At 70.5% G+C, this 14,725-nt stretch carries 14 protein-coding genes; 7 read left to right on the top strand and 7 right to left on the bottom strand.

The window, feature by feature from the left end; translation table 11 throughout:
- Position 1: 1 nt before the first annotated feature.
- From CLV30_RS26615 to CLV30_RS17975, 7 genes are all read right to left on the bottom strand, one after another.
- The gene (locus CLV30_RS26615; RefSeq protein ID WP_165358478.1) at positions 2 to 172 is read right to left on the bottom strand and encodes a hypothetical protein; all 171 of its coding nucleotides are present in this window, start codon (positions 170 to 172) and stop codon (positions 2 to 4) included.
- A 148-nt stretch (positions 173 to 320) separates the two neighbouring features.
- On the bottom strand, positions 321 to 1,223 hold the full coding sequence (locus CLV30_RS18000) for a type II secretion system F family protein (protein ID WP_106538615.1): 903 nt from the start codon (positions 1,221 to 1,223) through the stop codon (positions 321 to 323).
- Positions 1,220 to 2,134 carry a type II secretion system F family protein gene (locus CLV30_RS17995; RefSeq protein ID WP_205740542.1) on the bottom strand — a complete coding sequence of 305 codons (915 nt, stop codon included), beginning with the start codon at positions 2,132 to 2,134 and terminating at the stop codon, positions 1,220 to 1,222. Before CLV30_RS17995 ends, CLV30_RS18000 begins: the two co-directional genes overlap by 4 nt.
- A 1-nt stretch (position 2,135) precedes the next feature.
- Positions 2,136 to 3,746, bottom strand: coding sequence for a TadA family conjugal transfer-associated ATPase (locus CLV30_RS17990; protein WP_106538614.1), 1,611 nt, complete (start codon positions 3,744 to 3,746; stop codon positions 2,136 to 2,138).
- Positions 3,739 to 4,551, bottom strand: coding sequence for a CpaE/TadZ family protein (locus tag CLV30_RS17985; protein WP_106538613.1), 813 nt, complete (start codon positions 4,549 to 4,551; stop codon positions 3,739 to 3,741). Before CLV30_RS17985 ends, CLV30_RS17990 begins: the two co-directional genes overlap by 8 nt.
- Complete coding sequence (locus CLV30_RS17980; RefSeq protein ID WP_106538612.1) at positions 4,551 to 5,255, bottom strand: SAF domain-containing protein; 705 nt, start codon at positions 5,253 to 5,255, stop codon at positions 4,551 to 4,553. Before CLV30_RS17980 ends, CLV30_RS17985 begins: the two co-directional genes overlap by 1 nt.
- 372 nt (positions 5,256 to 5,627) lie before the next feature.
- A complete protein-coding gene (locus tag CLV30_RS17975; RefSeq protein WP_106538611.1) occupies positions 5,628 to 6,458 on the bottom strand; it encodes a hypothetical protein in 831 nt (276 codons plus the stop codon).
- Between the two features lie 248 nt (positions 6,459 to 6,706).
- Between CLV30_RS17975 and CLV30_RS17970 the strand changes: the two genes are divergently transcribed.
- The 7 genes from CLV30_RS17970 (at position 6,707) to CLV30_RS17940 (ending at position 14,689) form a co-directional block, all read left to right on the top strand.
- Positions 6,707 to 6,964, top strand: coding sequence for a hypothetical protein (locus CLV30_RS17970; protein WP_129710879.1), 258 nt, complete (start codon positions 6,707 to 6,709; stop codon positions 6,962 to 6,964).
- On the top strand, positions 6,961 to 8,079 hold the full coding sequence (locus CLV30_RS17965) for a conjugal transfer protein (protein ID WP_165358479.1): 1,119 nt from the start codon (positions 6,961 to 6,963) through the stop codon (positions 8,077 to 8,079). The genes CLV30_RS17970 and CLV30_RS17965 overlap by 4 nt, the downstream gene beginning before the upstream one ends.
- A gap of 39 nt (positions 8,080 to 8,118) precedes the next feature.
- Positions 8,119 to 8,454, top strand: coding sequence for a hypothetical protein (locus CLV30_RS17960; RefSeq protein WP_106538608.1), 336 nt, complete (start codon positions 8,119 to 8,121; stop codon positions 8,452 to 8,454).
- Between the two features lie 64 nt (positions 8,455 to 8,518).
- Positions 8,519 to 9,295: a hypothetical protein gene (locus tag CLV30_RS17955; RefSeq protein ID WP_106538607.1), complete on the top strand. Its 777-nt coding sequence runs from the start codon at positions 8,519 to 8,521 to the stop codon at positions 9,293 to 9,295.
- Positions 9,295 to 11,847 (top strand): ATP-binding protein, encoded by a 2,553-nt coding sequence (locus CLV30_RS17950; protein WP_106538606.1) that lies wholly within the window; start codon positions 9,295 to 9,297, stop codon positions 11,845 to 11,847. The genes CLV30_RS17955 and CLV30_RS17950 overlap by 1 nt, the downstream gene beginning before the upstream one ends.
- Entirely contained in the window at positions 11,844 to 14,132 is a 2,289-nt protein-coding gene (locus tag CLV30_RS17945; RefSeq protein ID WP_106538605.1) for a hypothetical protein, read from the top strand. Before CLV30_RS17950 ends, CLV30_RS17945 begins: the two co-directional genes overlap by 4 nt.
- A complete protein-coding gene (locus CLV30_RS17940; protein ID WP_106538604.1) occupies positions 14,129 to 14,689 on the top strand; it encodes a YbjN domain-containing protein in 561 nt (186 codons plus the stop codon). The genes CLV30_RS17945 and CLV30_RS17940 overlap by 4 nt, the downstream gene beginning before the upstream one ends.
- The last annotated feature ends 36 nt before the right edge of the window (positions 14,690 to 14,725 follow it).

Raw genomic sequence — 14,725 nt, 5'->3', positions numbered from 1 at the left:
ATTACTCGATCTTCGCCTGCTCGCGATTGATGACGCCGATGATCACGCCGACCAGCAGTGTGGCGGCGACGAACACCGCGGCGGCGATGACGACGTACTCGAGCGTCGTGGCTCCGCGTTCGGAGCGCTGTCGGGTGGCGTGCTCGTAGCGGTCGCGCAGCTCAGCTGACATGACCGTCATCCATGTCCGGAGTTGCAGCATGGTCGGTGTCCTCTCGGGGAAGCGGTTGTCCGCTCCGTCACACTGAGTAGGCCCCTGGCGGCCGGCCTCTGTGACGACGGAGGTGGTGAATTCTCGGTGCGGGCGGCTGGGTCGGCTGTCATTCGAGCATACGCATCACCGTCGGAGCTGCGAGGATGGCCATGAAGACGACGCCGAGCAGGGCCACCGGCATGACCATCCGCTCGCTGTCGGCGTTCGCTCGAGCATGCTCGGCCGACAACGTAGCGTTACGTAGGCCCTCGGCGCGAGCGCGCAGGCTCTCGTACACGGTGGCGCCCTCCTCGCCGGACAGCCGCATGATGTCGGCCAGATCGTCGAGCTCGTTGAGGCCGAGCTGGCGGGACAGCGTGTGCAGCCCCTCCCACGGCGTGGTTCCGGACCACCGGGCCCTGGCCAGCTCCTCACGAAGCCGCTGGAAGACCCAGGAGTCGCCGACCTCGGCGGCGTTCTCCATCGCCTGTGTCGATCCGGCCCCACCCGCGCGTTCCAGCGCCACCAGGTCGATGTAGGCGCCCAGTGCGCGGGTGAAGTCCTCACGTGCCCGGTTCGCCTTCTGCCGGGTCTCGATGTCCGGGAGGAACCACATGACGACCGCGAGGATCAGCCCGACGAACGCGGGGATGCTGAACGGCGGCGTCACCCCCATGATCATCAGCGTCATCGTGAGGATCGCCGGGAAGCACAGCCCGAGCAGCGCCCACAGCGCCTTCTCGCCGAAGTACCGGTAGGTCGGTATGCGCAGCAGGTCGAGCTCGCGGCGGGGGAGCCGGAAGCCGACCAGCGTGGGCAGCCGCTGCTCGAGCATCCGCCCGAGCCGGTCCTGGAACAGTGACGTCTGTCGCGACGTCGGCACCTGCACGGACGGCGCGGGACCGGCGTCGTTGTGCAGGCGGCCCAGGGTGGCCCGCAGATGCGGATGTGACGGGGCCAGCTCGCGGATGACCAGCGTGAGGCCGAGCCCGGCCAGGGCTCCGGCGAGAATGCCCAGCTCCCAGATCATGATGCCTCGCTTCGGGCCGGGCTGCCGCGGTTCGAGGCGCGCAGGTTCCAGCCCATGATCCGGGGGAGCGGCTGCGGCCGCGTGATCTGGCGCATCCACAGCAGGCACAGCACGTAGCAGCTGAGCAGGATGATCAGCACGATCTGGCCGACGGGTGTGCCGTACGGCTCGATGTATCCGCTGTTGAACGCCATGAACCCCAGGGCGACCAGGGTGACGATGGTGACCATCCGCGCCGTCGTGCGCGGCTTCGAACGGTCGGCCTCGATGTTGCGCCGGACTTGGACGTCCTGCGCGACCGTGCTGGCCAGGCCTTCGAGCACGGCGGCGAGACCGGAACCGCGCCGGGTGGCGCCGAGGATCAGCGACGACGCGATCAGGTCACCGGTGGCGTCGTCCAGGTCGTCGGCGAAGGCGCGCAGCGCTGCCACTGTCGGCCACCGTGCGCGCAGCCGCGCCGCCAGCGTCGTGACCTCGGGCCGCAACGCCTCCGGCGTCGACTTCATCGTCGCCATGATCGCCTGCTCGATGCCGACACCGACGGTGAGCACGCCGGCCAGCGACCGGGTCCATTCCTCCATGGCTTCGAGCTTCGCCACCGACGTGGACGACGACGGTGGCGTGAGCAGGACCGGAAGACCGATCAGTGCCACCGGAGCGAGCAGCACGAGGATCAGCCACCCGGTCAGCAGCCACCCGAGCATGCCGACGGCGAGTCCCACGCCGAGCAGCTTCCGGGTCCGCCGCGCCGCCTGACCGCGCCCGCCGGTCGCCGAGACGAACCTCGCCTTGACCCGCTGAGTACGGGTGGTCGGCCGGGCGAGCGCCGACCGCGGCACCAGCCCGACGGCCACGAGCAGGATCCCGCCGAGGATCAGCATGGCCGACAGTGCTGCCGTGAACGCGGACACCTCAGCCCTCCTGGTCGAGCAGCCGTGGATCGAATCCGACCCGCTCGAGGTCGGCCAGCCAGATCGGCGGCGTGCCGGGAACCGCGGTCCCGGCGGGGCCCGGGCGGAACACGTCGGTGACCGCCGGCATGCCGTGCTCACCGGGCTCGACCGCGACGATCTCGGTCAGGTAGCGCCAGCGCTTACCGCCGGCGTTGCTCTCGTCGCGCAGCTCGATCTGGACCACGAGGTCGATGTGCTCGGCGATCTGCCGGTAGGCGAACGACTCGGTGACGTGCTGACCGGCTTCCATGGCGCAGGTGACGATGCGCTCGATGGCCGCACGGGCGGAGTGCGCGTGCGTGGTCGACAGCGACCCCGCGCCGGACTGCATCGCCTTGAACATCGGCAGCACCTCGCGGCCGCGGACCTCACCGACGATCAGGCGGGACAGGTTCATCCGCAGCGAGTCGTAGACGAGGTCGTCCAGCGTGATCTCGCCGACCGCGCGCCCGTCCGGGCCGCGCTCACCGCTGCCGGGCCGCGACTCCCACGCGACGATGCGGCGGTGCCGGTCCGGCATGTCGTGCAGATGGAGCTCGTACTCCGTCTCGATGGTCCCGATGCGCTCCAGCGGGTCGAGCTCGTTGGTCAGGGCGCGGACCAGCGTCGTCTTGCCCGCCCCCTGGGCGCCGGAGACGACGATGCTCTTGCGTGCCCGCACGGCGGCGGCGAGGAACGCCGCGGCCGCCGGGCTGAGCATGTCGAGATCGACCAGCTCGCGGATGCCGATGTCGGTCAGCCGGTGCTTGCGGATGACCGCGACCGGCCGCGGGGTGATCCAAGCGGTGGCCGCCAGCCGGGAGCCGTCGCGCAGCCGCAGGTGCAGCCGCGGGTTGGTCGGCGAGAAGGGCCGTTCGTTCGAGCTGGTGCGCGAGGCGAGGAACGACAGCGTCTCGATGAGCTCCTCGTCGCTGTCCGCGACCGGAGGGCCCTCCTCGATGCGGCCGTCGTCGTAGATGAGGTGGACGTTGTCGTGGCCGTTGATCTCGATGTTCTCGATGTCGGGGTCGTCCACCAGCGGCTGCAGCCGGCCCAGGCCGAACAGCGCCGCCATGATCGCCTCGGCGAGCTGGATCTGCTCGTCCTGGGTGATGATCGGCAGGCCCTTGGTGAGGGCGTGCTCGGCGTGGTCGGCGAGCAGCTCGACGACGATGCTGCGGCCCAGTTCGCGCCGGCCGGCCTCGTCCAGGCCCTCGCGGTCGCGCAGGGCGTGCGCCAGCTGGTCGGCGGCCTGTTCGCGGTAGGCGCGGACGAGGGCCCAGTCGATGTTCTCGCCCCGCCCGATGTCGCCGTGGCCGGTGATGTCGCGGGCGCGCAGGCCCGGCTCGTCGTCGGCGTCGGCGTGCCCGGACGCGTGCCGCCCGTTCGGGCCGGTCGCCGTCGGCTGGCCGTGCCCGTTGGAGCCGGCCGACGCGAGCCTGGCCTGCAACGAGCGCCGCAGGTCCGTCGCACCGTCGCGCTCCGAGCCGAACGTGCGGCCGTCGCCCCACTCGCCGATGTCCGGTGAGCCGCTGTCGGCGAACAGCGGCAGGTTCTCGAGATTCGAGGCGGCGTTGTCCGGGTCAGCCATAGGTCGGCTCCTGCATCAGCTGCTCGCCGGAGGCCGGCGCCAGCCGGGTACGGTGCCGATCGATCAGTTCGTGGACGGCGCCGATGGCGACCCGCGTGCCGCGGAACAGCGGAGCGGCGGCGAATCGGCGTCCGTACGCCGCGCCGTGGCTCAGCGACTCCGCCGCCGCCTGGTCCCACGTCATGGCGGCGAGCACCGGGGTCCGCAGCGCGGAGTGGATCTCGCGGGAACGGTACGGCTGCCCCTCGCCGACCAGCAGCACCGCGAGCGTGTCGTCGCCCTGGCCGAAGTCGACGAGTTCGGTGCGCAACGACTCGACCCGCGCCCGGGCGGAACTGACCGCGGGCAGGGTGGTGCGGGTGACCAGCAGAACCGCGTCGGCGGAACGGATCAGCGGCTGGGGTCCGTGCACCATGCCGAGCCGCCCGGCGTCGACGATGACGTCGGTGCCGGCGCGCTCGAGGCCGGACAGCACCATGCTCAGCGGGGACCACAGCCGGTCCATACTGGCCGCCTGCTGGGCGTTGACCAGGCCGGGCACCAGCCGTACCCGGTCCTCGATGAGGTTGACCGTCTGCTCGTAGAACTGCTCGGCCAGCACGCCGCGGCGGTGCGCGACGGCGAGGCTGACCAGACCACGGTCCGGCGGTACCGACCCGCGGAGATAGCCGGCGAGGATGCTGCTGCTGCCGGCGACGTCGGCCTCGACCAGCACCACCGGCCGCGGCCACAGCATCGCCATGGCCAGCGCACTGGTGGTGACGCCGGGGGCCCCACGTGCGGAAGTCAGTACGACGACGGCCATCACTCGCCCTCCGTCCGCGACATCAGGACGATCGTGATCCGTCCCGTGGCCACCCGGGCCGCGAGCGAGGCGGCGTCACCCTCGGGAACGACGACGTCGACGACGCGCTGTCCCGACTCCTGGTCGACGGTGGAGCGCACCACGACGGCCTCGATCGAGTTCGGCGTGTCCGACGGCGGGTCGTCCTGCGGGTTCGGCGTGTCCACGATGCGGACGGAGTCGCCGGGGCGGAGTGGCTCGGCCGGCAGTTGCGCGGCGGTGACGGCCACCCCGACCAGCGCCTCGCCGTCGCCCGGTCGCACGGTGTCGGCGACGGCGTCGAGAGTGAGCAGGCTGCCGCTGGACAGGTCGCTGGTGGCGTGCTGACCGACGATCTCGTCGATACGGCCCGCGCGTACCGGCTCGAGGCTGGGGTCGGTGTTGATGTCCGCCGTGGTGAGGTCGGCGCGTTCGATGACCTGGCCGCGCGGAACGTCCGTACTCATCGCGATGACGGAGACGCTGTCGCTGACGCTGGTGGCCAGCCACGCGGCGCCGAGACCGCCGAGCGCCACGAGGGCGACGCCGAGCCCGATCAGGGCGGGGCGGCGGCGTTGTTTCGGCGGGGCCGCGACAGCGGGCTTGAGCGTGGACTCGCTCGCCTCGAGGTCGGGGTCCTCAGGCTGCTGCTCCGCGGTCGGCTGATGGGCGGGGGGCGAACTCATCGGGGCCGTCCTGATGGCTATCGGCGGGCTTCGCGGATCATGGGCGCCCGGAGAATTGCTGCGTGCGATCGCGGCGAGCAGCCGTTTCCATGGACCGGCCGGTCCGTGCGCCGCGGGCGCACGGACACACAGGAACGACTCCGCCGGTCTCGCCCGACGGAGCTTCGCGTACCGGGTGATTCGAACCTTCGATGGTCACGAAGCCGCCCTCCTCGTGCACGTCGAGACCGATCCGGGGTCGGTCTCGTGAGGACGAGGGTATGTGACTGGGCACACAACCGCATAGAGCACGAAATGTTAAGCCTTGACGGCAGCTCGACGAACGAATGTCTCATCCGGCGGCTCGTCCGCGGTGGCGCTGCGCGGACGAGGCTACCGGTCCCAGGGCCACGACCCGTCGGCGTGGACCGCGTCGGCGATACGGCGGGCCGCCCGGCTCGCGCGCTGGCGCGCCGCCGGCCAGCTCAGGCCGTGCCGCTCGGCCGCTGCCGTGCCGCCGGACTCCCCTGGTGCCGGACTGTAGATGTCGAGCACGAGGGTGGCGTCCGCCGCGGTGACCGTTCCCCGCTCGACCGCCCAGACGAGCAGGTTCATCAGCTCCACGTCCGCGCGCGGACGTGCCGGCGCTGCGGTCAGGTCGACGTCGTCCGGGCTCGCCGGGGTCTCGCACCTGCGGTGGGCCAGCTCGGCGGACACCAGCCGGAGCGTCTCCATGGCGATGTTGGCCGCGACCCGGCCCGGGCGCCGCTCGACCGGGTAGGTGGCGATCGTCGTCCACAGCGCGCTGATGGCCGCGTGCTCGAGGTCCGGTCGCGGGTCCTGCCCGGCTCGGGTCCCGGCGATCCGCAGCGCCTTGCCCAGCATCAGCTGCAGCACGGTCCGCCCGGCGAGGTCGTCGCCGTCGTGAGCCAGCCGGACCAGCGCGAGCAGGACGTCGTCGGCCCGTTCGGGTGCCGAGACGACGCGGTGTTCCACGTCTCCGGGTGACGCGCAGCCGGCCAGAGCGGGATGCACACGCGCCCACGAGGCGACGGCCGCGGCGGCGGTGTCGTCGTGGCGCAGCCGCGCCCACTCGACGTTGAGCCGGCCGGCCAGACTGCCGTCGGTGCGCCTGCGAGCCCGCGTGACACCGGGTGCCGCGGCTCCGGGCGCGGTGGCGGCATCTCTGGTGTCGGTGACCTCGAGGTCGGCGATGGTCGGCATGCGGGCCCCCAAAGAGCGGATGGTGGATGGGACCGGACACCGATCAGGCTGCTGCCGCGCCCTTGCCGAGCCTCTTGCCCGCAGGGTCGTCGGGCCCGCCGGGACGCTTGCCCGGTGCCGACTCCGGTACTGACTCCGGTGCTGGGCCCGCCTGTGGCCGCGAACCGTGATGCGACGACGCCGTCACAGGACGATGCCTGCGCGTACCTACTCGGGCGAAGCCGATCCCGCCGACGGAGGTGCCCGAGATGCCAGAGCCCTTCAGCAACCGGCAGTCCCTGGTGGACGCCGCGACGGTGCTGGCCGCCCGGCGCGCGATCGACCGAGAGATCGCCCACCTGGTGGCCGATCCGTTCGATCGTGACGCCGCCGAGCGTCTGCAGGACGCCGTCGGCGCCAATGCCGAACGGGCACAACGGGCGCTCGATCGCCTCGAGCACCTGTCCGGGCAGGACGACGCATGGACGCCCGCGGAGACCTCCGGACGCGAGGAACCGTCACCATGAAGATCAACTGGGGTTTCGGCCCGCCGAAGGACGGCTCGGGCGGCGAGGACGACGCGCGTGACGCGTCGGCCACCGACGCCGCGCCGTCGGAACAGCACGCCTGGACCGCCGGGTCGAACCTGACGACGAAGGCGGTCGTCGGGCTGCTGTGGGCGGCACTTGTCGCCGGTCCGACAGCGCTCGGGCTACAGCTGCTGGCACCGCCCGCCCTGGCACCGGTCGTCGAGAGCAACGGTCCGGGAGAACGGCTCGGCGAGGCGGCCGCGGTGAGCGAGTTCGCCGAGAGCGCCGTCGTCGCCTGGCTGGAGACACCGGAACAGCGCGCCGACTCCCTGCGTCGGTACTTCGGCGACCTCGCGACCGAACGGCCCGAGTTCCCCTGGACCGCGGAGCGGCCCGCCGTCGCCGAGGTGGTGAAGGACGAGACCGGTCTGTGGTCGGTGGTCGTCGGCGTGGACACGACGCAGGGCCGTCCCCCCGGAAGCAAGGCGAAGGTCCGGTCCGGTCGGCAGTACTTCCAGCTGCCGGTGCTGTACGTGTCGGGCGAGCTGGTCGCGCAGGCGCTGCCGGCCCCGGTTCCCGCTCCGGCGACCGTCGAGCCGCTCGCCGACGGCTACGAAATGGAGCTTCAGCGTGACCATCCGGCGTTCACGTGGGTCGCGAAGTTCCTCGAGGCGATGCTCGTCACCGGCGACCAGTCCGAGCTGGAGGCCTACAGCAGCCCCGGCACGTCGTTCCGCCCGCTCGGTCAGGTGCGATACAGCGCCATCGAGGTGCAGGCCATCGACGTGACCGGCGACGAGGCGCCGAGCGCGCGCCCGGACGACGGCGCCCGGCTCGAGATCCGGGCCGACGTCCTGGTGTACGGCGCACACGAGCAGGCCGTCGGCGCGCAGTACGCGCTGGTCCTGCGTGCCCGTGAGAACCGGTGGGAGATCGCCGAGATGAGCCCGGCGCCGGTCCTGGCCGAACCCGTTCCCGTCCCCACGCCGACACCGACACCGACGCCGACGACCACGGGCGGGACGGCCACGAGTGAGCCGACGGACCCGCCGTCGGAACCGAGCCGGTCACCGGAGACCGGCGGCGACTCCACGGCCACCCGGTCGCCCTAGATGTCACCCGTACAGCCCGCCCAGCAAGGAGAACCAGCCATGACCATCATCACCAGCCTCGCCGCCGCGGCGCCCGACGTCGCGGCCGGCACGACCATCCAGGCCGGCATCCTCGATTGGACGTCGGACACCGCCACGAGCCTGCGCACAGTGCTGCGCGTCGTGGCCATCACGGTCGCGGTCCTGTTCGTCGTGTTCAAGGCCGTCCAGTCGAAGTTCGCCATCGGGACGATCGTCGTCTCGGCGCTGGCGGCCGGCGTGTTCATCTGGATCGTCTACAACGTCACGTCCCTGCGCGACACCGTCGGCGAGGACATGCCCGGGTCGCTGCCCGACTCGACCGTCAGCGTCACGGCGACACAGCCGGGCGGGTGATCCCGCCGGGCCGCGTCGACCGGCCCAGCACCATGCCGCTGATGCCGAGGGGAGGTGAGGACCGGTGACGGACGACCAGGAGCACGTGGAGACCGTCAAGTACTACACCCGGGCACGCAAGTTCCCCCAGCTGCTGGGGCGGATGCCCGACGGGACGAAGATCCCCGGTGGGCCCTACACGGTGCAGCAGCTGATCGTCGCCATCGCGATCATCGTCGTCGGTGGGATGACCATCAGCACCTGGGGTGTCTTCGGCTTCTTCGGCAACATCGCGGTGTTGTTCGGGTCGGCGTTCGGCGCGGTGTTCGTCGTCGGGCGGGTGCCGATGAACGGGCGGAACCCGTTCTTCGCGGTGGTCGGACTGTTCCGTGCGGTCGGCGCACCGCGTACCGGGCGCTACCGCGGTCGCCCGATCCGGATCCGGCGTCCGCGTCGTCTCACGCATCGGACGAACGTGTACCTCGAACCGCTGCCGGGCACCGAGCGCACGGGTGACGCGGTCCCGGCGGAGACGGCGGACGTGCTGCCGGGCCGGCTGCGGCGCCGGGCGCGGGTCGTGTCCGCCGCCGACGCGGCTGGCATCGGCTCGGGTGGTGTCGATGTGGGCGGTGTCTACGCAGGGGGTGTCGACGCGGGTGGTGCCCGCCGCAGCGACGGACCCGGTGACATGCGTCCGTCGCCGGCACGGACACCCGCGACAGCGTCGAGTGGTCCGCTGACCGGGGTTCAGGCGTTGCTCGCCCTGGCCGACGACGACGCGGCCGGCGACGACCGAACCAAGGACGAAGCCGAGCTCATGGCCGACGACACGGCCGACGAACCAGGCAAGGTGGTGCGCTGATGGCGATGCGCAGCCCGGCCCGCGCGATGGCCGGACACGTGTTGTGGGCCCGCGGCGGAACGGTGTGGGCGACCTGGCGGCTGCACGCGCTGCCGTACGGGTTCCGGCCGGACAAGGACAAGCACGCCGTCCGCGCCGCTCACCAGGCGCTGCTGCGGTCGTTGCCCGGCGAGGCGTTGCTGCTCGGTACCTGCGCCGCGTTGGACCCCGCGGCCGTGGTGGAGCGCATGGTCCGCGGGATCCCGCTGGAGCACTGCCCCGAATGGGCCGCCGAGTGCGAGGCCACGCTGGACACGCTGGACGAGCTCGCGCTGGGACAACGGACGTTCTGGTTGAGCGTGCCGCTGCGCAACTCGGGGCGCCTCGGCAGCCTCGGTACGTCGCTGCGTGCGGCGACCGACGATTTCCGCGACCAGCTCGCACTGCCGCGCGGCGGCGTCCCACCCGCCGAACTGAAGCTCCGCACCGAACAGGCCCGCAAGATCGAGGCGGGCATCCCCGGCGTGTTCCGTCCGGCGCCGGCGACGGTGGCGCAGCTGGTCTGGCTCTACCAGCATGCCCTGCAGCGCGGCCTGTACGCCGACGTCGACCTGCCGGAGGGCGAGCCCGACCGAGAGGCACCCACGCCGCCGCGCCACGGTGTGCTGTGGCCGGACGCACTGCTGGACGAGGGCGGGCAGGCCGAGCTCGACCGGCGGCAGTTGAAGTCCTGGAACCCGCTACGCCGCAAGTACCTGAAGGTGACCCAGCCCGATCACCCGGAAGCGCCGTCCTACCAGGCACTGCTCGCCCTTGCGGACACCCCGGCCGACGGCATGATCTTTCCGGGCGGCGAGTACCTGGGCCGCATCGACGACACCGGCCTGGACGTCGACTGGGCGGTTCGCCTGCACACCCGCTCCCGCGAGGAGGTCATCGCGCGCAACCGGCGGGCGGTGGCCAACCTGAACGACCAGTTCCAGCAGCAGGAGGGGCAGCTCAGCACCGGGATGCACGCCATCGAACGCTCCGCGCGCGACCTCGCCGAGTACGAGGCGCTGTTGTCCTCCGACGACCTCGAGGTCGAGGTGGAGGCGACGGCGGTGTTCTGCGTGTCCGGACGTACCGGTGACGAGGCCATGGAGCAGGCACGCCAACTGCAGTCGTTCTACGGCGCCTCGGGGTTCAAGCTCACCCATCCCGTGGGCAACCAGGAGGACCTGTGGTGGGCGATGCTGCCCGGCACGCCGCTGACGAAGTCCGTCCGCGAGTTCGCGCAGATCACCACCTCGCACTCGTTCTCGGCGGCCGTTCCCGTCGTGACCTGCGAGATCGGCGACAATCGCGGCAGCCTGCTTGCGCTGAACATCTCCACCGGCCAGGTCGGCGCCGTGCACCACGACCCTGCCGGTGCGACCAGCCGCCTGGACGTGTCCGGGTCGCTGGCCATCGCCGGCGAGCTGGGAGCGGGCAAGTCCGTCGCGCTGAAGAAGATCGCCGCCGACACGCTGGACCGGGGCGGCCGGTTCATCGCCCTCGACCGGACCGACTCCGGCGAGTGGGGAACCATGGCGCAGGCACTGACGAGGCCGACCCTGGTGTCGGTGGCCGACCCGGCCATGAGCATGGACCCGCTACGGGTGTTCGACCGCCAGACCGGTTCCCGTGTCGCGCAGTCGTTCCTCACCCCGCTGCTCAACATCGCGCCGACGTCCGACCGCGGCGTCCTGTTGTCCGACGTTCTCGACCCGGGATACCTGAGCCGGCACGGCATCCGCGGTCTGGGCAACCTGACGGCGCACCTGCAGGAGAGCTGCACCCTCGACGGCGCGTACGAGCTCGGCCGGCTGATGAACGTGTTCGCGCGCAAGGACTTCGGCCGGGTGATCTTCGACTCGTCCCTGCCGCCGCTCGAGCTGGACGACCGCGCGATCGTGTTCCTGACGCGGACGCTGGAGCTGCCGGATCGCGAGGAGCTGCAGCACGCCCACCTGTTCGGGCAGCTCAAGCTCGAGAAGATCTTCGGGCGGGCGATGTACGCGCTGATGGCGAGCATGGGCCGCCAGATCTGCTTCCACAACCGCTCCGAGCTGTCATTGTTCATCGTCGACGAGGCGCACCACGTCACGGCCAGTCCCGAGGGTGAACGCGAGATCACCGCGTTCGTGCGCGACGGCCGCAAGCATCAGGCGGCGGTGGCGCTCGGCAGCCACGACCCCGAGAGCGACTTCGGCGACGCCACCCTGCGCGGGCTCATTCCCACCAGGATCCTGATGCGCCACCGCGACAAGACGCTCGCCCGGCGCGGGCTGAGCTGGCTCGATCTGGATCCGGACGACGAGTCGCTGATCGAGCTCGTCAGTGAGCACACCAGCCCGGTCGGCGCCGACGGCGTCGCCGAGATGCGCCGCGGCGAGGCACTGATGCGCGACGCGCTGGGCAACGTGGCACGGGTCAAGATCATGCCGCCGTCGCGTCCGGAACGCTTCGAGGCGATGAAGACCTCCCCGCCGGAGGTCTCGATCGCCGGGGAGGCCGAGCCGCCGCAACTGGAAGAGACGGCGCGGCCATGAGCCTGTCGGCGCTGGCGACCGGGGCCGGCCACCTGGCCGGTGTGGCCACGGACGCCAACTTCGACAACCTCGTGTACTCGCACGATCCCGCCGACGGGAGCCCGCTGAACGTTCCCGCATCGGCGATCAAACTGGCTCTGAACGGTGGCGGCCTGACCGAGCTCGGCACGGTGTTCTTCAAGTTCATCATGGAGATGCTCTGGGCCGCTTACCAGGCGTGCATGCGGATGATCGCGTGGTTCGCGAACTTCGCGATGGAGATGACCTGGCTGGAGACGATCCGCGGGCCGTTCGAAGCCATCGAGGACGTGCTCCAGGACATCCTGCGCAGTTACAACCTCTACGCGACGATGCTGGTCATCACGGCGTTCATCTGCATCATCTGGATGGCCCGCGGTCGCTGGGGCCAAGGAATCCTCGAGCTGTTCGTGGCACTGGTCATCGCCAACTACGCAATCGCGTCGGTCGGGTCGACCGAAACGGACACCACCCCTGTCGTGACCACGTCGCCGATCGAGCTGATGATCGGCGGTGGCGGCCACGACGGTCTGGTCTACGAGTCACGGGACTTCGGCACCAGCGTCGTCGGGCAACTCGACAACGAGATCGAATCCCACGGCGAGGACGAGGGCTATGTGGCGATGTCGCCGGGACAGAGCATCGTCAAGTCGTTCCTCTGGTACCCGGTCCAACTGGTCAACTTCGGTGAGGTGCTGTCCCACGAGTGCCAGACCGCCTACGCCCTCGTCCTGAGAGCGCTCGGTAACGGTAAAGGCGAGGGCGACGGAGATGAACTCGCGTCGGTGCTGCGGGACCGAGTTCCCGGCGACAAGGGGGAGCGGGCCGCCGACGCCGTCGGCGACGACGTCAAGTACGACAGCGAAGCGTGGGCCGTTCCCGGCGCCTGCGAGCACGAGGACGAGGAGTACTACAAGGACCAGGCGAACATCGACGGCGTCATCACCCAGTGGTTCCTCGGCCCGTCCGTTGGTCTGCTCGCCCTCGTGATCCTCGTCATGGCCGGCGCGGTCGTCCTCGCGGGCATCAACGCCGTGGTGCAGTGCTTCAAGCTACTGCTGGCGCTGCTGGTGGCGATCCTGCCTCGCGGTGGAAGGCGCTCGCTGTGGGTCACGATCGGTTCGGCAGCCACGTCACTGCTGATCGTCGTCTTCACGATCATCTTCCTGGGGACGTTCCTCGCGGTGGTTCAGCAGATCCTCAACGTGGGAGAGAACACACCGGTCGGCGAGGTGATCGGCACCTTCCTGCTGGTCGACATCCTGCTGGTGGTCGGACTGATCATCTTCTGGCGGGGTCGCAAATCCGTCGCACAGTCGAACGAGAAGATGGCCGACGCCATGGGCAAGGCGACGGCCAGTGGTGGCGGCGGAGGCGGCGGGTTCGCCAAGGGCGCCAACGGCAGCGGATTGGGCCGGTTCCACACCGCCATGGACGTGCAGCGTGATCTGACCGGCGGACGGCACATGCACGACGTCATGGGCCGTCGCCGCGGCGGGTACTTCCGTGGCCCGGGCAGCATGACGATGTCAGGCAACGGCGGTGGCGGCTTCGGCAGCGGGGCCGGGGCTGCCGGGGGTGACGGCGGACCCGGCGGTCGGCCTGGCGGCGGCACCGGTAGCCGGACGGGCCGTGCCGCAGGAGCGGTGATGCGATCCGGCGCCGCGAGAGGCGCTCGGAAGGTGGTGGCCGGAGCCGCGCTGGGTGCTGCCACGGGTGGCAGTTCGCTGCTCGTCCAGGCACCCGCTGCTGCCGTCCGCGGCGGCGCGGTGCTCTCCAAGTCACGCGCGTTCCGCTCCGGAGCGAAGATGGTCTCGGCCAACGCCGGCCGCGGTGCCCGCTGGGCTGGAAACCGAGGCAGCTATGCGTTCCATCGAGCACGGAACGACTGGGACCGAGCAAGTCGGGCACAACAGACGAACCGACGCCGCGGCTTGGCCGCTCAGCGCCGCCGGGATGCCGCGAGCATGTCGCGCTACGACATGGGCACCAGAGGTGCCGACGTCGCTGCGCGGGCGACGAACGGGCGGTTCGGGACAGCCCTCTGGGCACAGAACCGAAGAGCGTCGCGCAGCGCGAAGGTCGACGAGAAGGACAAGAAATTCATGGAGAAGCGTGCGGAGCACTTCGCGGCTGATGACGCTGATTGGTCCAAGATGACGCCGGAGCAACAGTCCAGAAACGTCGACTGGCTGTGGGCGAAGTCCAAGAGGGAACTGAAGCGCATGGATCGGAAGCGTGCACGGAGGAAGGGTGGCTTCGGATGAGCGACATCGGACGAGGTGATCACGAGACGTCGGCGGATCAGCTCGGTCGGTTGCGCGCGCGCCTGCGATCCACCCCGTCGAACGCCAGCGACTCGGCGAGCGGCCCGGACTCCACGCGCTCCCCAGGGCGAGAGTCTGCGCATCAACAGGTACTCGCGGTCTTGGACGGAATGGACGCCGACTACACGGTCGAGGGTGGCGACGTCTACGGGCGTTGGGAACAGGGGATTTTCCAGTTCAGCGACCTCGGCGAGAGGGACGCTGAACCCGTGCTGCAGGTGCACGGGACCTGGGAACTCGTCTTGCCGGAGGACGCGTACCCACAGGCGGCACTGTTCTGCAACGAATGGAACGCTGTCAACGCCTGGCCGAAGGCATACGCCCAGATCGAGGAGGTGGAGCACGTCGTGGGCATCTTCGGTGAAACCACCGTCGACCTGACGGCCGCTCCCACGGCCGAGCAGGTGGAATTGGTGGTGAGCCAAGGCATCGGGACGGCGCTGTTGTTGTTCGACGCTGCGGCCGAGGCATTCCCTGATGCGCGTGCGATTGAGTAAACTCGCTGGTCAACCATCGAAGGAGTATGCGAGATG

Origin of the sequence: Haloactinopolyspora alba, from assembly GCF_003014555.1 — a bacterium.
Taxonomy (GTDB): domain Bacteria; phylum Actinomycetota; class Actinomycetes; order Jiangellales; family Jiangellaceae; genus Haloactinopolyspora; species Haloactinopolyspora alba.
This window is presented reverse-complemented; position numbering and strand designations above follow the sequence as displayed.